Below are 21,330 nucleotides of genomic sequence, written 5' to 3'. Positions count from 1 at the left end.
GGCCCCAGGCCACATCGCACCGCACATCACCCTCCGTGATGCCGTTGGCAGTGACAGGCCGGTCTCCGGGCTCGTGAGCGGGCCATGCCCGGACGACGCGCCTTCCCGGATACCTGTACCCAGTGGCCATGCGCCGTCTTCGACTCACCTACCGTTGCGGGGGCAGCGCCGGATTCGCGCCTGCTGGCGCCCACCGGCTTCCCAGTTTCACCCTGCCGAACCTCGGTTCGCCGGGCACCTGAAACACGCCGCGAAGGTTAGAGGGTTGCACCGGGAGCGTCAATCGAACGAGGACCGATCCGGCCTGGATCAATGGCCGATTCGCCAGCTTGTGCCACACTCAAAGCAGTGATATCACATAGCCACCATTTCGACTGACCTCGATCACAAATACAAGGAGCGCAGCATGCAAGGCCTGATCATCAATAACCCGCGCCTGGAATTCCTGCGCCCGGCCCTGGAACGCTGGGTCGACTGCATCGACCGCTTCAACCAGTTCCAGGGCGACAACGAAGCCCCTTACTGGCACGGTGCAGCCGCCAATGCCGGGCTGCTCGCGGCTGCGGCCTGGCAGGCCGAGCTGGTGGCGCTGCAGCAGTACACGAGCAAGAAACAGCGCGACGAAGGCGAACGCGAAGCCCGTGGCGACCTGGCCATCAGCAGCGCCGAGGAATCGATCCACTTGCACTGCAGCCAGCGCTGGCCGCGCCTCGCCCGCCTCGACCTGGCGCCGGCGCTGCAGGAAAGCGCCATCCAGGCCAAGGCGATCGCCTATGCCAGCCAGCTCAAGGCCGGGGCGTTGTTCGTCACCCCGTGGAAGGCCGGCCAGCACGCCAGCCCCGAGGAGCTGCAAGACCTGGTCGATGACCTGCAGAAACACACCGCCTGTGCAATCGCCTGGTACTTTCCTTATGCCTATCGCAAGCTGCACAACGAGCTGGGGCAGTACTTTCCGGGGGTGGCCTTGCTGCTCAAGCAGGCCTGAGGCGCGCTTCAGTCCTCGAAGCCATATCCGAATTGACCAGCACATCACCAACCAGCAACCGATTCCTGGATCATTGGAATCGGACGAGGTCATCGGCACCGCAAAAAGCGGGCGTTAGATAGGTCTAGCCTGGCCCGGCGGCGACCATGGCGTCAGGGATTTTGCGCCAGATGCCCCGGCGGCAGTACTCGCTTGGCCTGGAGGTAGGCCTTGGCCCAGTAGCTGTTCGACAAGTAGTCGAGGCGCACGGTGCCACCGGTGGACGGTGCATGCACGAAGCGCCCCTCACCCACATAGATCCCGGCATGGCTGACCTGCGAGCCGCCACTGGTGGCGAAGAACACCAGGTCGCCGGACTGCAGCGCATCGAGGTCCACGTTCGGCGCACGCATGACGATCATGTCGCGGGTGGTGCGCGGCAGGCTGATGCCGGCGGCGTCACGGTACACGTAGCCAATCAGGCCGCTGCAATCAAAGCCCGAGTCCGGGGTATTGCCACCCCAGCGATAGGGCGTGCCCACCAGGCCGATGGCGCGGAACAGCACATCGTCCGCCGCGGGCGACGAGGGCGATGGGTTGAACACCATTGGGGCCTTGGCCATCGGTGCCGGAGCGGGTGCACGGCTGGAGCAGGCCGCGAGCAGGGCCACGAGGGAGAAGAATGCGAAGCGCGCCAACATCGCCATGATGTAAACGTCCTGTCGGGAAGCCCCCGGCCATGGCCGAAGGTAAAAAGAGTTGAGAAATTAGATTAGACGCTTTCTGTAAATGCGCACGGCGGCGAGCTTTTCAGCTACGCCGCCGTGGCAGGGTACAGCATTTTGATATCAATTCAATTGCGCGAGATCGTGGTCGGCGCCATGGCGAGCGCGCGTTTGGCCTCGATGAAGGTCTTGCTCCAGTAGCGATCGCCGAGGCTGTCGATGCGCACGCCACCGCTGCGGCGGCTGCTGGAATGGATGAACTGGTTGTCACCCAGGTAGATGCCGGCGTGGCTGACGCGACCACGACCGTTGGTGCTGAAGAACAGCAGGTCGCCGGGCTTGAGCTTGTTGCGCGCAACTTTCGGCGCGTCGACGTTGATCATCTCGCGGGTCGAACGCGGCAGGTTCATGCCGGCCTCTTCGCGGAACAGGTAGCCGATGAAACCGCTGCAGTCGAAGCCGGACTTCTCGGAGGTGCCACCGAAGCGGTAGCGGGTACCGATCAGCGCCATGCCGCGTTCGAGAATACTGTCGGCCAGCACGGGCAACTGGTACGGCTTGCTGTTGCTGGAAAATGCCTCGAGGTCATCTTCGCTGGCCAGCTCTTCCTCGGTGAATACGGAAGAAGCGGAAGCCTTGGCCTTGACCGATTGCTCGTTGGCCATGCGTTGATCCTGCGAAGGCGCGACCGGGCCGGTGGAGGCACAGCCGTAAAGAAGGGTGACAAGTGCAAGTGGCACGAGGGGTGCGAAGCGCTTCAGCATGGGCACGACCGTGTCTGTAGTCCTTTAGAAGGGGGAAACTATGCCTTCTATCGGACCCATTTGCAAATTTTATCGAAAAACATGTGACTTTTCCGATTCGACGCTCTGGCACCGTGTTTTCAGCGCTACCAGCCGAGGGTTTCCTTGAGGAAGGGAATGGTCAGCTTGCGCTGGGCCTGCAAGGAAGCCTGGTCGAGACGTTCGAGCAGGTCGAACAGCGCGCTCATGCTGCGCGTGCCACGGGTGAGGATGAAGTGGCCGACTTCGTCGGTCAGGTGCAGGCCGCGGCGCGAAGCGCGCAGTTGCAGGGCGCGCAGCTTGTCCTCGTCGGACATCCCGCGCATCTGGAAGATCAGCGCCAGGGTCAGCCGCGACTTGAGGTCGGCCAGCTTGATTGGCAGCTCCCGCGGCGAGCTGGAGGCTGCCAGCAGCAGGCGCCGGCCACTGTCGCGCAAGCGGTTGAACAGGTGGAACATGGCCTCTTCCCAGTCGGCCTTGCCCGCGATCACGTGCAGGTCATCGATGCATACCAGCTCGTATTGCTCGAGATGGTCGAGCAGTTCGACGCCACGCTCGAGCAATTGCGCCAGGGGCAGGTACACGGCGGGCTCGCCCAGTTGCTGGAAACGGTGGGTGGCGGCCTGCAACAGATGGGTACGGCCCACGCCCTGCTTGCCCCACAGGTAGATGAGGCTTTCGGTCCAGCCGGCGTCGGCTTCGCAGAGCCGCTCGACATAGCCCAGTGCCGCGGCATTGGCGCCGGGGTAGTAGTTGATGAAGGTGGCGTCGTCGCGCAGACGCACACCCAAGGGCAACTGGATCGGTTTCATGCTCGCGGGCGGTCGCGGGGACCACAGGGGGCCTTTGATGAACAGTGTGCAAAGTCTATACCCGCAACGCGGACGGCACAATCCGGCAGGGGAATAGCACAAGTAAAATCAAGCAGTTGCGTTTAATGTAAGCACATCGCGGGGCAAGCCCGCCCCCCGCCGGGTGCTCAAGACTCCGGGCATGGGAGCGGGCTTGCCCCGCGATCGCTCACAGATCCGGGTCTACTTCCCCGGCGTACATGTCCGATTCCTTGTACAGGTCATGGACATGGCGCAGCAACACCATGATCACCGCCGCCACCGGCAGCGCCAGCAGCACCCCGGTAAAGCCGAACAACTCGCCGCCAGCCAGGATCGCGAAGATCACCGCCACCGGATGCAGGCCGATGCGGTCGCCCACCAGCAGCGGCGTCAGCACCATGCCCTCCAGCGCCTGCCCGACCATGAACACCGCGACGATACCGAGCATGGGATAGAGGTCGCCGCCGAACTGGAACAACCCGGCGACCAGCGCCGCGCCGATGCCGATGATGAAGCCCATGTATGGCACGATCGCCGCCAGCCCCGCCAGCATGCCGATCAGCAGGCCCAGCTCCAGGCCCACCAGCATCAGCCCCGAGGAATAGATGACGCCCAACGCCAGCATCACCAGCAGTTGCCCGCGCACGAACGCCCCCAGCACCTCGTGGCACTCGCCGGCCAGCCCCACCACCTGCGGCTCGCGCTGGCGCGGCAGCAGGCTGCGCAGCTTGGCCATCATCAGGTCCCAGTCACGCAGCAGGTAGAAGCCCACCACCGGGATCAGCACCAGGTTGGCCAGCCAGCCGATCAGCGCCAGGCTCGAGGCGGTGGCCTGGGACAGCAGCACGCCGACGATGTCGGTGGTCTGGCCCATGTGCTCGCCGATCGCGGCCTTGATCTTGTCGAACTTCCAGAAGCCGTCGGCCAAGCCCAGGCGGCTCTGCACCCACGGCAGCGCCACGTGCTGCAGCCAGTCGAGCATCTGCGGCGCCAGCTCGTACAGGCGCAGCAACTGCTTGGCCAGCATCGGCACCAGCACCAGCAACAAGGCCAGGAAGATCAGGGTGAACAGGCTGAACACCACCACCACGCCCCAAGTGCGCGACAGCCCGAGCCGCTCCAGGCGATCGACCAGCGGGTCGGCGAGGTAGGCCAGCAGGATGCCCACCAGGAACGGTGAGAGGATGTTGTGCAGGAAGTACAGCAGCACGGCGATCACCAAGGCCGCGCCCACCCAGACCCAACGACGCATGTCAGTCATTCGCGCCACTCCTTACCAGCGAAAGCGCAGGCCGTCGAACGGCGTTGCGGCAGTGGTGGGCGGTGTTGTGCCGGTATCGCCCTGCGCGCTCGGCGCAGGCGTGGCGGCTGCAGGTTCGGCAGGCAGCTCCTGCAGCTTGGCCAGGCCCAGCTGGGCGCGCAATTGCTCGCGATTGCCGCTGACCCGGTAGGTCAAGGTGCCGCCTTCTGCCATCTGCAAGCGGGCGCCATAAGGCTCCAGTACCCGGCTCAGTTCGGCGTACCGCTGCAGGTTCATCCCCTGCACCTGTACCTGCAGGTCGCTGCTGGCGCCTGGCCGCGTGACATAACGCGGCGCCAGGCGGTTGCTCACCGCCAGCAGCACCGCATCGGCCAGGGCCGCCTGATCGCTGCCCTCGGCATTGCCCTGTTCACGCTGGTCGCCCAGCCACAACTGCCACTTGCCCTGCCACTTGCCGTCGGCCTCATGGGCGTGCACCGCCAGCAAGGCATCGGCGCCATAGCGCTCGGACGCCTCGCGCAGGGGCGCGGGGTCGTTACCCTCGAGCAGCTTGGCATTGGCCACCAGTTGCTCCTGCAGATCGGCCAATGGCAGGCGCAGGGGCAGGCCGCGATGCTGGGCTGCCCGACGCAATGGCTCGGCGGCGCCCTGGCCATCGCCGACCAAGCTGCTGCCCTCGACACTGTCGTTCAGCCACCAGCCCAGGACCGACGGTCGGTTGCTGCCCCACAATGCCAGCCCGGCCTGGCGCAGGGCGCGCTCGGTGCTGCCGGGGTCGAACTCGACCAGCACCGACTCCGGTGGGCCTGCCTCGGTGCCGACCTGGTTGATGATCTGTTGCGGGTCCTTGCGCAGCGCGGCCAGCGCCGGATTCTGCGCGGCCTTGGGGTCGCCGGTCAGGCGCAGCACCAGGGTATCGAGCGCCTTGCCGGTCGCCTGGGCGCGGGCCTCGCTGCCCTGCCCTTCGACGGGCTCGCGAACCTGATACAGGCCCGAGACGGTTTCGGCCTGCGCGAGGGTGCCGGCCACAGCGAGGCAGGCGCCAGCAAGGAAATTGAGAAGACGCATTGAGGATTCCTGTCCAGATGACCTTGGGGCGACGCGCCCTTGCCTGTGGGCTGAGACCGCGCCACGCCGGAAAATGCTCCGCCGTGCCGCGCCTTTGCGCACGTCGCCATGCCTATACCTTATACAGGCGCCGACGCGGCAACCAGTCGCACAGGGTGAAACAGCGTTTTTTGCCCAGATTTCCCGCCTGCCCGTCGGCCTGAGGATGGCCGCCTTGGGGCAACCCTGATAAAATCGCGCGCCTTCGCAGACCAGTGACGTACAGGCAGCCACCGTTTCTGAAAGTGGCCTTGGCCGTCCCGGTCGTTTTTCTGAATCCCTCCCTCCTAAAGGCCTGGATCAATGAGCAAGCAACCCTCCCTGAGCTACAAAGACGCCGGTGTAGACATCGACGCCGGCGAAGCACTGGTCGAACGCATCAAGGGCGTCGCCAAGCGCACCGCACGCCCTGAAGTCATGGGTGGCCTGGGCGGCTTCGGCGCCCTCTGCGAGATCCCGGCCGGCTACAAGCAGCCGGTGCTGGTCTCCGGCACCGACGGCGTCGGCACCAAGCTGCGCCTGGCGCTGAACCTGAACAAGCACGACAGCATCGGCCAGGACCTGGTCGCCATGTGCGTCAACGACCTGGTGGTGTGCGGCGCCGAGCCGCTGTTCTTCCTCGACTACTACGCCACCGGCAAGCTCAACGTCGACGTGGCCGCCACCGTGGTCACCGGCATCGGCGCCGGTTGCGAACTGGCCGGCTGCTCGCTGGTCGGTGGTGAAACCGCCGAGATGCCAGGCATGTACGAAGGTGAAGACTACGACCTGGCCGGTTTCTGCGTCGGCGTGGTGGAAAAGGCCGAGATCATCGACGGCTCGAAAGTGGTCACCGGTGACGCCCTGATCGCCCTGCCGTCCTCCGGCCCGCACTCCAACGGCTACTCGCTGATCCGCAAGATCCTCGAAGTGTCCGGCACCGACATCGACAACACCCAGCTCGACGGCAAGCCGCTGGCCGACCTGCTGATGGCGCCGACCCGCATCTACGTCAAGCCCCTGCTGCAGCTGATCAAACAGACCGGCGCGGTCAAGGCCATGGCTCACATCACCGGCGGCGGCCTGCTGGACAACATCCCGCGCGTGCTGCCAAAAGGCGCCCAGGCCGTGGTCGACGTGGCCAGCTGGCAGCGCCCGGTGGTGTTCGACTTCCTGCAGGAAAAAGGCAACGTCGACGAACATGAAATGCACCGCGTGCTGAACTGCGGCGTGGGCATGGTCATCTGCGTCGCCCAGGACCAGGTCGACAACGCCCTGAACGTGCTGCGCGCCGCCGGCGAGCAGCCGTGGGTCATCGGCCAGATCGCCGAGGCCGCCGAAGGCGCCGCCCAGGTCGAGCTCAAGAACCTCAAGGCACACTGATGCCGGGCAAGACCTGCAACGTCGTGGTACTGCTGTCGGGCTCCGGCAGCAACCTGCAAGCGCTGATCGACAGCAACAGCGCCAGCAACGGCCCAGTACGCATCCGCGCGGTGATTTCCAACCGTGCCGATGCCTACGGCCTGGAACGCGCCAAGGCAGCCGGCATCGACACCGCGCTGCTGGAGCACCAGGGCTTCGACGGCCGCGAAGCCTTCGATGCGGCGCTGATGGCGCTGATCGACGGCTTCGCGCCTGACCTTGTGGTGCTGGCTGGCTTCATGCGCATCTTGAGTGGCGGCTTCGTGCGCCACTATCAAGGCCGGCTGCTCAACATACATCCGTCACTGTTGCCCAAGTACAAAGGCTTGCACACTCACCAGCGCGCCCTGGAAGCCGGTGATGCGGAGCACGGCTGCAGCGTGCACTTCGTCACCGAGGAACTCGATGGCGGGCCTCTGGTCGTACAGGCTGTGGTGCCTGTGGCAGCGGATGACAGCGCGCAGACGCTTGCCCAGCGCGTGCACCTGCAGGAACACCAGATCTACCCGCTGGCGGTGCGCTGGTTCGCCGAAGGACGCTTGCGTCTGGGCGAGCACGGTGCATTACTGGATGGCCAGCCGCTGGCGGCCAGCGGTCACTTGATTCGATCCTAGGAGAATTTATGCGTCGCGCCCTGCTCTTGGCTCTCGCCGTGCTCGCCCTGCCCCTCCAGGCAGCTGATCTGAAGCCTTTCGCAGCCAGCTATACGGCTGACTGGAAGCAGCTGCCCATGAGCGGCACTGCCGAGCGCAGCCTGGTGAAGAACGCCAACGGTACTTGGGACCTTAATTTCAAGGCCTCCATGATGATCGCCAGCCTGACCGAGCAAAGCACCCTCAAGCTCGACAACGACACCTTGCTGCCGCAGAAGTACCACTTCGAACGCGGCGGCCTGGGCAAGGCGAAGAAAGTCGACCTCACCTTCGACTGGACCGGCAAGAAGGTGACTGGCAGCGACCGTGGCGACGCGATCAGCCTGCCGCTCAACCGTGGCGTGCTGGACAAGTCGTCCTATCAACTGGCACTGCAGCATGACGTGGCCGCCGGCAAGAAGAGCATGACCTACCAGGTGGTCGACGGTGATGAGATCGACACCTACGACTTCCGCGTGCTGGGCACCGAGAAAGTGGCCACCAAGACTGGCCAGGTCGACGCGGTCAAGGTCGAGCGCGTGCGCGACCCTAGCCAGAGCAAGCGCATCACCGAGCTGTGGTTCGCCAAGGACTGGGACTACCTGCTGGTGCAACTGCGCCAGGTCGAGACCGATGGCAAGGAATACGTGATCGTGCTGCAGGATGGCACGGTGGACGGCAAGGCGGTCAAAGGCAACTGATAGCGCTGCCTGCAATACCCGAAGCCCCGCCTTGTGCGGGGCTTCTTTTTTGGTGAGTGCCTGTATCGCCCAATCGCGGGGCAAGCCCGCTCCCACGTATTTGTGCTCGATTCGTGGGAGCGGGCTTGCCCCGCGATTGGCCCATTCATGAAACTTGTTTCATCGCTGTTTTATTTACTTAGCCTGCTAACAAACTCTATAAAGAGGGTGTGCGACACGCTGTCGCAGCCAACTGAAGCAGTGGAGTTTAACGATGACAGTCCAAGTAACCGAACGCGACGAATCGAAAATGTCCCACGAAGGCCTGGCCGCTGGTGTGCGGATCTGGGATGTGCATCAACAGGGCCAACTGGTCGGTATGTTCCATGATGAGCAGCAAGCCCAGCAGTACCGCATGGAGCTGGAATACCTAGAGAACCAGCGACCGTCGCAATAACACCCCCTTCAAACGAAAAACCCCGCCTAGGCGGGGTTTTTCATGCTTACCACATCAGATCGTCAGGGATCTTGTAGGCTGCGTACGGGTCGTCCTCGTCCGCCTCCTCGACATGGGTGTTGAGCAGCAGGATGCGATTGGGGTCGCGCTCCTGGATCTTCACCGCCGCCTCGCGTGGAATCACTTCGTAGCCACCGCCATGGGCGACGACGGCCAGTGCGCCGTTGCTCAGTTTGCTGCGCATCAGCGCGTTGACGGCGATGCGCTTGACCTTCTTGTCATCGACGAAGTTGTAGTAGTCCTCGGTATTCAGCTTGGGCAGGCGGGTCGCCTCGATCAATTGCTTGATCTGCGCGGCACGGGCCTTCTGCTCGGCTTTTTCCTGGACCTGGCGGTTCAGCTCCTGGTCTTTTCGGGCTTTCTCGGCCAGGGCTTCCTTGGCCAGGCGCTGCTGGCTGTCGTCCACCTCGGCCTGGCCCTTGTGCTCCAGGCGTTTCTGTTTTTTCTCGGCCTTGTTGGTCTGAGAAACCTGTTTCTGGTTGACCAGACCGGCTTTGAGCAATTGGTCGCGAAGGGAAAGGCTCATGGAAGTTCACTCACTTATGCATCAGCTCAGCCGCAGCTGGGCAGGTTCTTTTCCTGACGCTTGGCCTCGCCCCACAGGGCGTCCAGCTCGTCGAGGGTACGATCTTGGATGTTCAGGCCCTGCTCGCGCAATGCCTGTTCGATGAATCGGAAGCGCCGCTCGAATTTGCGATTGGCGCGGCGCAAGGCGTTTTCCGGGTCGTGGCGCAGATGGCGGGCCAGGTTGACGGTGGCGAACAGCAGGTCGCCCAGCTCATCTTCAAGCGCATCGCTGTCGCCATCGGCCATGGCCTGCAGCACTTCGTCGAGCTCCTCGCGCACCTTGTCCAGCACCGGCAGCGCGTCCGGCCAGTCGAAGCCGACCGTGGCGGCGCGCTTCTGCAGCTTGGCCGCCCGTGACAGCGCAGGCAAGGCCGCCGGCACATCGTCGAGCAGCGAGAGCTGTTCAGGCTCGCTCTTCTCGGCGCGCTCCTCGGCCTTGATCTCTTCCCAGCGCGACTTGACCTGGGCCTCGTCCAGCATGGGGGTGTCCAGCGGCGCATAGAGCTCGCCGGTGGGGAATACATGGGGGTGGCGGCGGATCAGCTTGCGGGTGATCGCATCGACCACGCCGTCGAACTCGAAACGCCCTTCTTCCCGTGCCAGCTGGCTGTAGTAGACCACCTGGAACAGCAGGTCGCCCAGCTCGCCCTGCAGGTGCTCGAAGTCGCCGCGCTCGATGGTGTCGGCCACTTCATAGGCCTCTTCGATCGTGTGCGGGACGATGCTGGCGTAGTCCTGCTTGAGGTCCCAGGGGCAACCGTATTGCGGGTCGCGCAGGCGGGCCATCAGGTGCAGCAGGTCGTCGAGGGTGTAGGTCATGAATATCTTTTCCTCAGCGAGGGCCTTGCCCTCGATCGCCGACAAGCCGGCTCCCACAGGGTTATGCCGTACCTGTGGGAGCTGGCTTGCCAGCGATGGGCCGCACAGCGGCCCCGTTCTGTCTCAAGGGGTACGGTTACGCCGCGTCTCGATGATGTTGGGCAACTGCGAGATCCTGCCAAGCAGGCGCCCGAGGGCGTCCAGCCCAGGGATCTCGATGGTCAGCGACATCAAGGCGGTGTTGTCTTCCTTGTTCGAGCGGGTGTTGACCGCCAGCACGTTGATCTTCTCGTTGAGCAGCACCTGCGACACGTCGCGCAGCAAACCCGGGCGGTCGTAGGCACGGATGATGATGTCGACCGGGTAGGTCTGCACCGGGATCGGCCCCCAGCTGACCTGGATCATGCGCTCCGGCTCCTTGCCCGCCAACTGCAGCACCGAAGCGCAGTCCTGGCGGTGAATGCTCACGCCACGACCCTGGGTGATGTAGCCGACGATGGCATCGCCCGGCAGCGGCTGGCAGCAGCCGGCCATCTGCGTGAGCAGGTTGCCGACGCCCTGGATCTGGATGTCGTTGCGCTTGCCCGAACGGATGCCCCGCGCCTGGCGCGGGATCAGCTCGACCGGCTCCAGGCGCTCGGGTTCGAGCAACTGCTGGGCGGCGTTGACCATATGCGCCAGGCGCAGGTCGCCGGCACCGAGGGCGGCGAACATGTCCTCGGCGGTCTTGACGTTGGCCTTCTCGGCCAGGCGCTCGAAGTCCACCTGCGGCAGGCCCAGACGCGACAGCTCACGCTCGAGCAGGGTCTTGCCGGCGGCGACGTTCTGGTCGCGGGCCTGCAGCTTGAACCAATGGACGATCTTGGCCCGGGCCCGTGAGGTGGTCACGTAGCCCAGGTTGGAGTTCAGCCAGTCGCGGCTCGGGCTGCCGTGCTTGCTGGTGATGATCTCCACCTGCTCGCCGGTCTGCAGGCTGTAGTTCAGCGGCACGATGCGCCCGTTGATCTTGGCGCCACGGCAGTTGTGGCCGATCTCGGTGTGCACCCGGTAGGCGAAGTCCAGCGGCGTGGAACCCTTGGGCAGGTCGATCGCGTGGCCGTCGGGGGTGAACACGTAGACGCGGTCCGGCTCGATATCGACGCGTAGCTGTTCGGCCAGGCCGCCGATATCGCCCAGTTCCTCATGCCACTCCAGCACCTGGCGCAACCAGGAGATCTTCTCTTCGTAGTGGTTCGAGCTGGGCTTGACGTCGGTACCCTTGTAGCGCCAGTGGGCGCAGACGCCCAGCTCGGCTTCCTCGTGCATGCCATGGGTGCGGATCTGTACCTCGAGCACCTTGCCCTCGGGGCCGATCACCGCGGTGTGCAGGGAGCGATAGCCGTTTTCCTTGGGGTTGGCGATGTAATCGTCGAACTCTTTCGGAATGTGCCGCCACAGGGTGTGGACGATGCCCAGCGCGGTGTAGCAGTCGCGCACTTCCGGCACCAGCACGCGTACCGCACGCACGTCGTAGATCTGGCTGAACTCCAGGCCCTTGCGCTGCATCTTGCGCCAGATCGAATAGATGTGTTTCGCCCGGCCACTGATATCGGCGTTGACACCGGTGGCCAGCAGCTCGTTCTGCAACTGGTTCATCACATCGCTGATGAAACGCTCGCGGTCCAGCCGGCGCTCGTGCAGCAACTTGGCGATCTGCTTGTACTGGTCGGGCTCGAGGTAGCGGAACGACAGGTCCTCGAGTTCCCACTTGATATGGCCGATACCCAGGCGGTGCGCCAGCGGCGCATAGATGTCGAACACCTCGCGGGCCACGCGCAGGCGTTTCTCGTCATCGGCGGACTTCACCGCCCGGATGGCGCAGGTGCGTTCGGCCAGCTTGATCAGCGCCACGCGCACGTCGTCGACCATCGCCACGAGCATCTTGCGCAGGTTCTCGACCTGCGCCTGGGAGCCGAGCACCAGCGACTGGCGCGGGCTGAGGCTGGCACTGATGGCCGCCATGCGCAGCACGCCGTCGATCAGCTTGGACACCACCGGCCCGAAGCGCTGGCCGACCTCGGCCAAGGTCACCTTGCCTTCGCGCACCGAACGGTAGATGACCGCCGCCACCAGGGAATCCTGGTCGAGCTTGAGGTCGGCGAGGATTTCGGCGATCTCGAGCCCCGCCTGGAAACTGGACGTGCCATCGGCCCAGGAATGCTTGGCCGGGTTGCCTTTCTTCTCGACCTCGTGGGCAAACTCGCAGGCCTCTTTCAACCCCGGGCGATCGAGTTGCGAATCGACGCTCACCACATGATCGAGCCATGCTTCGAGATTGATACTGCCGTCGTTGTTGACCGGCTGGTGCACTCTCACCTGTACCATCTTTGCTTTACCTTTCCATACAGCGCACCACGCGGGTGCACTGGCTATCACCTGTGCGCCCCTCACTCCCTGAAGGCCGCACCAAGAGGGCCAGCCCGGCTAGCCCACTTCGAATAACGCCATGGCCTCGACATGCGCCGTCTGAGGAAACATGTCGAGAATCCCGGCCCTTTTTAACCGGTACCCCTGCCCGACCAGCACTTGCGCGTCACGCGCCAGCGTGGCCGGATTGCACGATACGTAGACCAGCCGTTTCGCACCCAGCCGGGCGATGCCCTGCACCACCTCGAAAGCCCCGTCGCGCGGTGGATCCAAGAGTACCGCAGAAAAGCCCTCGGCAGCCCATCCGGCGCCCGCCAAAGGCTGCGATAAATCGGTCTGAAAAAACCGTGCGTTATGCACATTGTTGGCGTGGGCGTTGGCCTCGGCACGGCTGACCATCGCCTGCACGCCTTCCACCGCCACCACCTCGCGCGCCTGACGCGCCAGGGGCAAGGCAAAGTTGCCCAGGCCGCAGAACAGGTCCAGCACCCGCTCATGCGCCTGGGGCGCCAGCCAGGCCAAAGCCTGCTGGATCATCAAGGTATTGACCTGGGCATTGACCTGGACGAAGTCGCCCGGTCGCCAGGCCAGCTCCAAGCCCCAGGGCTCCAGGGCAAAGCCCAGTTGCGCCGTGGCCTCCACCGGTGCCGGCTCGCCCTCGCCTTGTAGCCACAACTGGGCGCCGGCTTCGCGGCAGAATGCCTCGAGCCGCGCCAGGTCTTCACTTGGCAATGGCGCCACATGCCGTACCAACACCGCCTCGGCGGTACCGCTGAACAGCTCCACATGCCCCAGCGCCTGCGGCTTGCTCAAGCTGCGCAACACGGTCGGCAGGTGGCGCATGATCGCCTGCAAGGGCTGTACCAGCACCGCGCAGTCGTCGATGGCAACGATGTCCTGGCTGGCCTCGGCGCGGAAACCGACCTCCAGCTGACGCGCCTTGGTATCCCAGCGTACCGCTACTCGCGCCCGGCGGCGGTAGCCGAATTCCGGTCCGCACAAGGGAACAGCCCACTCTTCGGGCTGCACGCCGGCCACCCGCTGCAACTGCTCGGCGAGCAGGCGCTGCTTGAGCGCCAGCTGGCTGTCATGGGGCAGGTGCTGGAGGTTGCAGCCACCACAGCGGGCGTAATGCCGGCAAGGCGCTTCACGGCGCTCGGGGCTGGCCTGGAACACCCGCTCCAGGCGCGCCTCGACCACCTTGCCGCGCGCGGCAAGTACCCGCGCCTCGACGTCCTCGCCACCCAGCGCGCCGCTGACGAACCAGGTGCGCCCCTCGCTGAAGGCGATGCCGCGGCCGTCACCGGCCACGCGCTCGATCAGCAGGCGCTGCTTCTTGCCCACCGGCACTTGTGCGGCGCGGTTGCCGCCGGCCGGCTGGAAGCGCAGGCCGGTGTTGCTTTTCTTTCTGGACATCAGGTCGGATCGAACAGGCCGGTGGAAAGGTAACGGTCGCCGCGGTCGCAGATGATGGCGACCATCACCGCGTTCTCGACTTCACGGGACAGGCGCAGCATCGCCGCCACCGCCCCGCCGGAGGATACGCCACAGAAAATGCCCTCTTCGCGGGCCAGGCGACGGGTGGTTTCCTCGGCCTCCTGCTGGGACATGTCGACCACGCGGTCGACCCGGGTGGCGTCGAAGATCTTCGGCAGGTACTCGTGGGGCCAACGGCGAATGCCCGGAATGGCCGAGCCTTCCATCGGCTGCAGGCCAATGATCTGCACCGCCGGGTTCTGCTCCTTGAGGTACTGCGAACAGCCCATGATGGTGCCGGTCGTGCCCATGGAGCTGACGAAGTGGGTGATCGTGCCCTGGGTCTGCTGCCAGATCTCCGGGCCCGTGCTGTTGTAGTGCGCGATCGGGTTGTCGCCGTTGGCGAACTGGTCAAGCACCAGCCCACGGCCTTCGGCCTGCAGTTTTTCCGCGAGATCGCGAGCCCCTTCCATGCCCTCTTCCTTGGTCACCAGGATCAGCTCGGCGCCATAGGCGGTCATGGCCGCCTTGCGTTCGGCGGTGGAGTTGTCCGGCATGATCAGGATCATCTTGTAGCCCTTGATCGCCGCTGCCATGGCCAGGGCGATGCCGGTATTGCCGGAGGTGGCTTCGATGAGGGTGTCGCCAGGCTTGATCTGGCCACGCAGTTCGGCACGGGTGATCATCGACAACGCCGGGCGGTCCTTGACCGAACCTGCCGGGTTGTTGCCTTCGAGCTTGAGCAGCAAGGTATTGCTGGTGTTCCCGGCGATGCGCTGCAGGCGAACCAGCGGCGTATGGCCGACGCAGTCGGCGATGGTTGGGTACTGCAGGGTCATGGGCGTTTTCGCAATCCGGACGGCAGGGGCGCCTATCATACCGGCAAACCCGGCGCGGCCATATCACGCAATTGTCGGTGGTTATAGCGGCTAGCTATAAGGAGTGGCTTCCTGGCAGCGGGCTTGCCCGCGCCGGACCAACCGATGGCCCCGCTTCATGGGCAGGCAGGCGCATGCACAGGCGCAGGCCACGCTCGCCATTGACCGCCCACACCAGCCCACCCTGGCGGCGGATCGCATTGCGGGCAATGCTCAAGCCCAAGCCGAAGCCACCGTCCCCGGGCCGTGCCCCATCCAACCTGGAAAACGGCGCGAAGATCCGCTCGAGGTCTTCCTCGGCCACGCCACCGCCGTCGTCCTCCAGGTCGATACGCCAATACCCGCCTTCACGCCAGCCGCCCAGACGCACCACCCCCGCCTCGGGCGAGTGCCGAATGGCGTTGCGCAGCATGTTCTCCAGCGCCTGGGCAAGGTCGTTGAGGCTGCCCCGCACCCAGCAGTCCGCCGGCAACGCACAGCGCAACCGCCCAGGTGCCCAGCCGCTTTCGTAACAGGCATTTTCGCTGAGCACGTCCCACAGCGCCGGCACCTGGATCGGCTCCAGGTTCAGCGGGGTGCGCTCGGCGTCCTGCCAGGCCAGCTGCAAGGTGTCTTCGACCAGCTGCTGCATGCCGTCCACCTCGCGGTGCAGGCGTTCGCGCAGGCGCTGCAGGTCGGTCTCGCCGTCGCAGGCCACGCGCAGGCGGCTGAGCGGCGTGCGCAGCTCGTGGGACAGGTCGCGCAGCAACTGCTGCTGCAAGGCCACGGTACCCTGCAGGCGCTCGGCCATCTGATCAAAGGCACGGGCCAGTTCGCCCAACTCGTCCTTGCGCCGGGTGGTTCGCGAATCCAGGCGCGCCGCCAGCTGGTCGGCGCGCCACGCGCTGGCCTGTTCCCGCAATTGATTGAGCGGCACGATCAGCATGCGGTACAGGCCCACACACAACAGCAAGGTAAACAGTCCAGGGATGATGCCGTTGGTGACGATGCGCCAGAACAACCGGTACTGGCCCGGGTTGAAGCGTTCCGGCAGCTCGATCACCAGCATGCCCTGCTCCGGCGCGCCGGGGAACGGCAGGCGCAACCAGGGCTGGCCGATACTGCGCCGGCTCATCGGCCAATCGACGCCGCGCAGACGGGTCAGGCGCTGGGCCTGCCCGGCGGTCAGGTCGGCACTGCCCAACGGCTGCAGGTCGCCATCGAGTACCCCCACCCAGCCTTGCTCGCGCCCACGCATCCCGGCCAGCCAGGCGTCGACACCGTCAGCGCCGCCGCTGCGCCAGGCCTGCTCCGCCTCGGCCGCGTAACCCCGCAGCACTTGACGCGCAGGTTCGGAAAGGAAGGCGTCCTGGGTCTCCATATGGCGACCCCAGCTGTAGCTGAGGCCGATCATGAGCAGACAGAAGCCCACCAGCAGGACGGTCAGTTTCCAGAACAGCGAATGGCGATCGAGCACGGTTCAGTCGGCCTCGCCCACGCCGAACACATAGCCCTTGCCCCAGACGGTGCGGACCTGCCGCTCGTGATAGCCGATGGCCTTGAGCTTGCGGCGGATCTGGCTGACATGCATGTCCAGACTGCGGTCATGCCGCGAATAGCCACGCTGCAGCACCTGCTGATAAAGGAACGGCTTGCTCAGCACCTCATCCTGGCTGCGATGCAGGGTGTCGAGCAGGCGGTACTCACTAGGGGTCAGGCCGGCCCAGGCGCCAGCGAGGCAGACATCGGCCGCCTGCTCATCGAAGCGCAACTGCCCCGCCGCCGCCTCGCCTGGCACCAGCGCACGCCGCTCGAAGGCCACCCGGCGCAGGATCGCCTCGATGCGCACCCGCAGCTCGGCGAAACTGAAAGGCTTCGGCAGGTAGTCGTCCGCTCCCCGCTCGAAACCGCTGATACGGTCGGCCTCGGCCCCCAGCGCGGACATCAGGATGACAGGCGTGGCGCTGCGTCGGCGCAGGCTGGCCAGGGCATCCAGGCCATTGAGGCCAGGCAGCAGGATATCCAGCAGAACCAAGTCGAAGACCTGTCGCCCCGCCGCCTCGAGGCCTTCCAGGCCACTGCGACACCAGGTCACTCGGAAACCACCGCGGCGCAGTTCTTCGTGCAGGTAGGCACCCAGCACGGGGTCGTCCTCGATGGCCAGGATATTGGTCGCGCGAATAGCTTCAGGATGCATTGGCAACTGCCATCGATTCTCAGTTGCGTGATTATTGGGCAAGCGCTCCTGGCAAGGCAACCATTGCCCGACTGACGCACCATCGAGGGACCAGCCTCACTTGGCAAACAAAAAGCCTTACAAATGCCCCCGGTGCGGAGTAACGTTCCCGCTGATGCGCGAACAGCGCTTTTAAAGGCACATGACAGGAGACAGGTGTGCTCGACCGTTTGGGAATCCGCAGCCGCGTCCTGCTGCTGGCCTTGCTCCCCGCCAGCCTGATGGCCCTGGTGCTGGGCAGTTACTTCACCTGGCTGCAACAGAGCGACCTGCGCACGCAGCTGCTGCAACGCGGCAAGATGATCGCCGAGCAGTTGGCGCCCCTGGCGGCGCCGGCCCTGGCCCGCCAGTCCCCGGCGCAACTGGAGCGCATCGCGGCCCAGGCCCTGGAGCAGGTCGACGTGCGCGCCGTGGCGTTCCTCGCCGCCGACCGCACGCGCCTGGCCCACGCCGGCCCCAGCATGCTCAACCAGCCGCCCAGCGGCGGTACCGGCACGCAACTGCTGCAGCGCACCGGCAATGATGCCACCCGCTACCTGATGCCGGTGTTCGGCCATCACCGCGACCTGGCCACCGACGCCGTGCCCGCCGAGGCCGAGCGCCTGCTCGGTTGGGTAGAAATCGAGCTGTCCCACGACGGCACACTGCTGCGCGGCTACCGCAACCTGTTCACCAGCCTGCTGCTGATCCTCGCCTGCCTGAGCCTGACCGCGCTGCTCGCCCTGCGCATGAGCCGCACCATCAACGACCCGATCAACCGCATCAAGCACGCGGTCAACCAGCTCAAGGACGGCCACCTCGACGAACGCCTGCCGGCCATGGGCAGCCACGAGCTCGACGAACTGGCCGCCGGCATCAACCGCATGGCCGAGACCCTGCACAGCGCCCACGAAGAGCTGCAGCACAGCATCGACCAGGCCACCGAGGACGTGCGCCAGAACCTCGAAACCATCGAGATCCAGAACATCGAGCTGGACATGGCGCGCAAGGAGGCCCTGGAGGCCAGCCGCATCAAGTCCGAGTTCCTCGCCAACATGAGCCATGAGATCCGCACCCCGCTCAACGGCATCCTCGGCTTCACCCACCTGTTGCAAAAGAGCGAGCTGAGCCCACGCCAGCTCGACTACCTCGGCACCATCGAGAAATCCGCCGACAACCTGCTGGGGATCATCAACGAGATCCTCGACTTCTCCAAGATCGAGGCCGGCAAGCTGGTGCTCGACAGCATCCCGCTCAACCTGCGCGACCTGATCCAGGACACCCTGACCATCCTTGCCCCGGCCGCCCACGCCAAACAGCTGGAGCTGCTCAGCCTGGTCTACCGCGACACCCCGTTGTCGCTGGTAGGCGACCCGTTGCGGCTCAAGCAGATCCTCACCAACCTGGTGAGCAATGCCATCAAGTTCACCCGCGAAGGCACCATCGTCGTGCGCGCCATGCTCGAGGACGAGCAGGAAGACAGCGTGCAACTGCGCATCAGCGTCCAAGACACCGGCATCGGCCTGTCGCCGCAGGATGTGCGCACCCTGTTCCAGGCCTTCAGCCAGGCCGACAACTCGCTGTCGCGCCAGCCCGGCGGTACCGGCCTGGGCCTGGTGATCTCCAAGCGCCTGATCGAACAGATGGGTGGCGAAATCGGCGTCGACAGCACGCCGGGTGAAGGCTCGCAGTTCTGGATCAGCCTCAACCTGCCCAAGGCCCACGACGACACCGAGGAGCAACCCGCCCAGGCCCTGGTCGGCCGTAGCGTGGCCATCGTCGACGGGCACGACCTGGCCCGCCAGGCGTTGGAGCACCAGCTGGAGGACTGCGGCCTGGCGGTCAGCGTGTTCGCCTCCTGCGACCAGCTGCTGCACGGCGTGCAGGCGGCAAGCCAGGCCGGGCAGCCGTTCGAGTTCGCCGTGCTCGGGGTCAACCTCGGCAGCCTGGCGCCGGAACAATTGGGGCAGTACCACCAACAGCTCGAGCGCCTGGGTTGCCAGTGCGTGGTGCTGTGCCCCACCACCGAGCAACCGCTCTACCATCCTTACCTGCCCAACGCCCACGGCCAATTGCTGGCCAAGCCCACCTGCACGCGCAAGTTGCGCCGCCTGCTGCTGGAACTGGTACAACCCCGCCGCCCAGTATGCGAGCAGCGCAGCAACGACGGCCAGCGCATGCCCAAGCTCCTCTGCGTCGACGACAACCCGGCCAACCTGTTGCTGGTACAGACCCTGCTCGAAGGGATGGGCGCGGAGGTGCTGGCGGTCAACAACGGCTATGCGGCGATGCAGGCCGTGCAGGACGAGCCCTTCGACCTGGTGCTGATGGATGTGCAGATGCCCGGCATGGATGGCCGTGCCTGCACCGAACAGATCCGCCAATGGGAAGCCAGCCAGAGCGGCCCGCCCCTACCCATCGTGGCCCTCACCGCCCACGCCATGGCCAACGAAAAGCGCGCCCTGCTGCACAGCGGCATGGACGACTACCTGACCAAACCGATCAGCGAGCGCCAGCTGGCCCAGGTCGTGATGAAGTGGACCGGCCTGAACCTGGGCGCACCGCAACAGGAGCGCACCAGCGAACGCCTGCCCGACAGCAGCGAGCTGAAGGTGCTCGACCCGGAGGAAGGCCTGCGTCTGGCTGCCGGCAAGCCGGACCTGGCGGCGGATATGCTGGCCATGCTCCTGGCATCGCTGGATTCTGACCGCGAGGCCATCCAGGCCGCTCGCGACGCGGCCGATCGCAATGCCATGATCGAACGGGTACACCGACTCAACGGCGCCTCGCGTTATTGCGGCGTACCGCAGTTGCGGGCGGCCTGTCAGCGCAGCGAGACCTTGCTCAAGCAGGACAGCCCCCAGGCGTTGCAGGCCCTGGACGAACTGGACCAAGCCATCAGCCGACTGGCCGAGCAGGCGCGCGAAAGCGCCTGAATAGGCTTTGCAAGAGTCGTGGGAGCGGCGGTGCATCTTGCCCCGCGACAGGGCCGTCACAGATCAATACCCGATCTCTCTGACGGCCTAGACTGTTGCCGACTCACAGAAGGAAGCCCCCCATGCGCGCCCTGTTGTTCAGCAGCCAGCACTACGACCAGGAAAGCTTCACTCGCGCCGCCAGCGCGGGCGCCCTGGAGCTGCACTACCAGCCCGCCCGCCTGACCCTGGACACCGCAGCCCTCGCCCAGGGCTTCGAGGTGGTCTGCGCCTTCATCAACGATGAACTCGACGCCCAGGTCCTGCAGCGCCTGGCCGCCGGCGGCACACGCCTGATCGCCCTGCGCTCGGCCGGCTACAACCACGTCGACCTGGCCGCCGCGCAGAGTCTCGGGGTCAGCGTGGTGCGCGTCCCGGCTTATTCACCGCACGCCGTCGCCGAACATGCCGTGGCCCTGATCCTGGCCCTCAACCGCCGCCTGCACCGGGCCTACAACCGCACCCGCGAAGGCGATTTCACCCTGCACGGGCTGACCGGCTTCGACCTGCACGGCAAGACCGTCGGCGTGGTCGGCACCGGCCAGATCGGCGCGGCCTTCGCCCGCATCATGGCCGGCTTCGGCTGCCAGCTGCTGGCCTACGACCCCTACCCCAACCCTGAGCTGGTCGCCCTCGGCGCCCGCTACCTGGAACTGCCCGAGCTGCTGCGCCAGGCACGCATCATCAGCCTGCACTGCCCGCTCACCGAGCACACCCGCCACCTGATCAACGCCCAGAGCCTGGCCCAACTGCAGCCCGGCGCCATGCTGATCAACACCGGCCGCGGCGCCCTGGTCGACACCCCGGCACTGATCGATGCGCTCAAGAGTGGCCAGCTTGGCTACCTGGGGCTGGATGTCTATGAAGAGGAAGCGCAGCTGTTCTTCGAGGACCGCTCCGACTTGCCGCTGCAGGACGACGTGCTGGCACGGCTGCTGACCTTCCCCAACGTGATCGTCACCGCCCACCAGGCGTTCCTTACCCGCGAGGCCCTGGATGCCATCGCGGCCACCACCCTGGACAACATCTCCCGCTGGGCGGCAGGCAATCCGCAGAATCTTGTAAACGGTGGATGCTAGTGTGGTGCTTTGCAAATACGCCCCATAAGTCGCG

The 21,330-nt window shown here is 65.3% G+C and carries 19 protein-coding genes and 1 riboswitch; of the genes, 7 read left to right on the top strand and 12 right to left on the bottom strand.

All coding sequences use genetic code 11. From position 1 onward, the window contains the following. Nucleotides 1–38: 38 nt before the first annotated feature. A riboswitch (cobalamin riboswitch) is annotated at nt 39–257 on the bottom strand. 149 nt (nt 258–406) lie between these two features. Then, nucleotides 407–985, top strand: a complete 579-nt coding sequence (locus LOY42_RS06700; RefSeq protein WP_139673546.1) for a hypothetical protein — start codon at nt 407–409, stop codon at nt 983–985. 152 nt (nt 986–1,137) lie between these two features. Here the strand turns inward: LOY42_RS06700 and LOY42_RS06695 are convergent, their stop codons facing one another. The 5 genes from LOY42_RS06695 to LOY42_RS06675 form a co-directional block, all read right to left on the bottom strand. Then, nucleotides 1,138–1,671, bottom strand: coding sequence for a C40 family peptidase (locus tag LOY42_RS06695; RefSeq protein ID WP_102683628.1), 534 nt, complete (start codon nt 1,669–1,671; stop codon nt 1,138–1,140). A 146-nt stretch (nt 1,672–1,817) separates the two neighbouring features. Further along, on the bottom strand, nt 1,818–2,453 hold the full coding sequence (locus tag LOY42_RS06690) for a C40 family peptidase (protein ID WP_139673549.1): 636 nt from the start codon (nt 2,451–2,453) through the stop codon (nt 1,818–1,820). A 125-nt stretch (nt 2,454–2,578) separates the two neighbouring features. Further along, complete coding sequence (gene hda, locus LOY42_RS06685; protein WP_031314897.1) at nt 2,579–3,283, bottom strand: DnaA regulatory inactivator Hda; 705 nt, start codon at nt 3,281–3,283, stop codon at nt 2,579–2,581. Between the two features lie 208 nt (nt 3,284–3,491). After that, a complete protein-coding gene (locus tag LOY42_RS06680) occupies nt 3,492–4,565 on the bottom strand; it encodes an AI-2E family transporter (RefSeq protein ID WP_102683627.1) in 1,074 nt (357 codons plus the stop codon). Nucleotides 4,566–4,577: 12 nt separating this feature from the next. Next, nucleotides 4,578–5,633 (bottom strand): DUF2066 domain-containing protein, encoded by a 1,056-nt coding sequence (locus tag LOY42_RS06675; protein WP_110701159.1) that lies wholly within the window; start codon nt 5,631–5,633, stop codon nt 4,578–4,580. Between the two features lie 342 nt (nt 5,634–5,975). Between LOY42_RS06675 and purM the strand changes: the two genes are divergently transcribed. The 4 genes from purM (at nt 5,976) to LOY42_RS06655 (ending at nt 8,842) form a co-directional block, all read left to right on the top strand. Further along, nucleotides 5,976–7,034, top strand: a complete 1,059-nt coding sequence (gene purM, locus LOY42_RS06670; protein WP_038706623.1) for a phosphoribosylformylglycinamidine cyclo-ligase — start codon at nt 5,976–5,978, stop codon at nt 7,032–7,034. Then, complete coding sequence (purN, locus tag LOY42_RS06665) at nt 7,034–7,687, top strand: phosphoribosylglycinamide formyltransferase (RefSeq protein ID WP_139673556.1); 654 nt, start codon at nt 7,034–7,036, stop codon at nt 7,685–7,687. Before purM ends, purN begins: the two co-directional genes overlap by 1 nt. A gap of 8 nt (nt 7,688–7,695) precedes the next feature. Next, nucleotides 7,696–8,406, top strand: a complete 711-nt coding sequence (locus LOY42_RS06660) for a DUF3108 domain-containing protein (protein WP_023630171.1) — start codon at nt 7,696–7,698, stop codon at nt 8,404–8,406. Between the two features lie 253 nt (nt 8,407–8,659). Beyond that, nucleotides 8,660–8,842, top strand: a complete 183-nt coding sequence (locus LOY42_RS06655) for a hypothetical protein (protein ID WP_258600076.1) — start codon at nt 8,660–8,662, stop codon at nt 8,840–8,842. A 46-nt stretch (nt 8,843–8,888) separates the two neighbouring features. On the opposite strand, the gene LOY42_RS06650 is transcribed toward LOY42_RS06655, so the two are convergent. The 7 genes from LOY42_RS06650 to LOY42_RS06620 form a co-directional block, all read right to left on the bottom strand. Next, nucleotides 8,889–9,428 (bottom strand): DUF2058 domain-containing protein, encoded by a 540-nt coding sequence (locus tag LOY42_RS06650; protein WP_110701163.1) that lies wholly within the window; start codon nt 9,426–9,428, stop codon nt 8,889–8,891. Nucleotides 9,429–9,454: 26 nt separating this feature from the next. Continuing rightward, entirely contained in the window at nt 9,455–10,288 is an 834-nt protein-coding gene (gene mazG / locus LOY42_RS06645) for a nucleoside triphosphate pyrophosphohydrolase (protein ID WP_023630168.1), read from the bottom strand. Nucleotides 10,289–10,411: 123 nt separating this feature from the next. Further along, a complete protein-coding gene (gene relA / locus LOY42_RS06640; RefSeq protein ID WP_046854530.1) occupies nt 10,412–12,652 on the bottom strand; it encodes a GTP diphosphokinase in 2,241 nt (746 codons plus the stop codon). A 99-nt stretch (nt 12,653–12,751) separates the two neighbouring features. After that, entirely contained in the window at nt 12,752–14,110 is a 1,359-nt protein-coding gene (gene rlmD, locus LOY42_RS06635; RefSeq protein ID WP_139673559.1) for a 23S rRNA (uracil(1939)-C(5))-methyltransferase RlmD, read from the bottom strand. After that, nucleotides 14,110–15,009, bottom strand: coding sequence for a cysteine synthase CysM (gene cysM, locus LOY42_RS06630; RefSeq protein WP_046854528.1), 900 nt, complete (start codon nt 15,007–15,009; stop codon nt 14,110–14,112). Before cysM ends, rlmD begins: the two co-directional genes overlap by 1 nt. Nucleotides 15,010–15,103: 94 nt before the next feature. After that, nucleotides 15,104–16,504, bottom strand: coding sequence for a sensor histidine kinase (locus tag LOY42_RS06625; RefSeq protein WP_139673565.1), 1,401 nt, complete (start codon nt 16,502–16,504; stop codon nt 15,104–15,106). Nucleotides 16,505–16,507: 3 nt separating this feature from the next. Then, on the bottom strand, nt 16,508–17,224 hold the full coding sequence (locus tag LOY42_RS06620) for a response regulator transcription factor (RefSeq protein ID WP_258600072.1): 717 nt from the start codon (nt 17,222–17,224) through the stop codon (nt 16,508–16,510). Nucleotides 17,225–17,421: 197 nt separating this feature from the next. Here LOY42_RS06620 and LOY42_RS06615 point away from each other — a divergent pair, with 197 nt between their 5' ends. Together LOY42_RS06615 and LOY42_RS06610 are read left to right on the top strand one after the other, a co-directional pair. Beyond that, nucleotides 17,422–20,178 (top strand): response regulator, encoded by a 2,757-nt coding sequence (locus tag LOY42_RS06615; protein ID WP_139673570.1) that lies wholly within the window; start codon nt 17,422–17,424, stop codon nt 20,176–20,178. Nucleotides 20,179–20,300: 122 nt separating this feature from the next. Then, on the top strand, nt 20,301–21,296 hold the full coding sequence (locus LOY42_RS06610; RefSeq protein ID WP_139673573.1) for a 2-hydroxyacid dehydrogenase: 996 nt from the start codon (nt 20,301–20,303) through the stop codon (nt 21,294–21,296). The last annotated feature ends 34 nt before the right edge of the window (nt 21,297–21,330 follow it).

The organism is Pseudomonas sp. B21-023, assembly GCF_024749165.1.
GTDB lineage: Bacteria > Pseudomonadota > Gammaproteobacteria > Pseudomonadales > Pseudomonadaceae > Aquipseudomonas.
Note: the sequence above shows the minus strand (reverse complement) of the source record. Positions and strands in the feature narration are given on the sequence as shown.

Coding starts and splice junctions, on each gene's coding strand:
- LOY42_RS06700 (WP_139673546.1), top strand. CDS start 407: ATGCAAGGCCTGATCATCAATAACCCGCGCCTGGAATTCCTGCGCCCG.
- LOY42_RS06695 (WP_102683628.1), bottom strand. CDS start 1,671: ATGGCGATGTTGGCGCGCTTCGCATTCTTCTCCCTCGTGGCCCTGCTC.
- LOY42_RS06690 (WP_139673549.1), bottom strand. CDS start 2,453: ATGCTGAAGCGCTTCGCACCCCTCGTGCCACTTGCACTTGTCACCCTT.
- hda (WP_031314897.1), bottom strand. CDS start 3,283: ATGAAACCGATCCAGTTGCCCTTGGGTGTGCGTCTGCGCGACGACGCC.
- LOY42_RS06680 (WP_102683627.1), bottom strand. CDS start 4,565: ATGACTGACATGCGTCGTTGGGTCTGGGTGGGCGCGGCCTTGGTGATC.
- LOY42_RS06675 (WP_110701159.1), bottom strand. CDS start 5,633: ATGCGTCTTCTCAATTTCCTTGCTGGCGCCTGCCTCGCTGTGGCCGGC.
- purM (WP_038706623.1), top strand. CDS start 5,976: ATGAGCAAGCAACCCTCCCTGAGCTACAAAGACGCCGGTGTAGACATC.
- purN (WP_139673556.1), top strand. CDS start 7,034: ATGCCGGGCAAGACCTGCAACGTCGTGGTACTGCTGTCGGGCTCCGGC.
- LOY42_RS06660 (WP_023630171.1), top strand. CDS start 7,696: ATGCGTCGCGCCCTGCTCTTGGCTCTCGCCGTGCTCGCCCTGCCCCTC.
- LOY42_RS06655 (WP_258600076.1), top strand. CDS start 8,660: ATGACAGTCCAAGTAACCGAACGCGACGAATCGAAAATGTCCCACGAA.
- LOY42_RS06650 (WP_110701163.1), bottom strand. CDS start 9,428: ATGAGCCTTTCCCTTCGCGACCAATTGCTCAAAGCCGGTCTGGTCAAC.
- mazG (WP_023630168.1), bottom strand. CDS start 10,288: ATGACCTACACCCTCGACGACCTGCTGCACCTGATGGCCCGCCTGCGC.
- relA (WP_046854530.1), bottom strand. CDS start 12,652: ATGGTACAGGTGAGAGTGCACCAGCCGGTCAACAACGACGGCAGTATC.
- rlmD (WP_139673559.1), bottom strand. CDS start 14,110: ATGTCCAGAAAGAAAAGCAACACCGGCCTGCGCTTCCAGCCGGCCGGC.
- cysM (WP_046854528.1), bottom strand. CDS start 15,009: ATGACCCTGCAGTACCCAACCATCGCCGACTGCGTCGGCCATACGCCG.
- LOY42_RS06620 (WP_258600072.1), bottom strand. CDS start 17,224: ATGCATCCTGAAGCTATTCGCGCGACCAATATCCTGGCCATCGAGGAC.
- LOY42_RS06610 (WP_139673573.1), top strand. CDS start 20,301: ATGCGCGCCCTGTTGTTCAGCAGCCAGCACTACGACCAGGAAAGCTTC.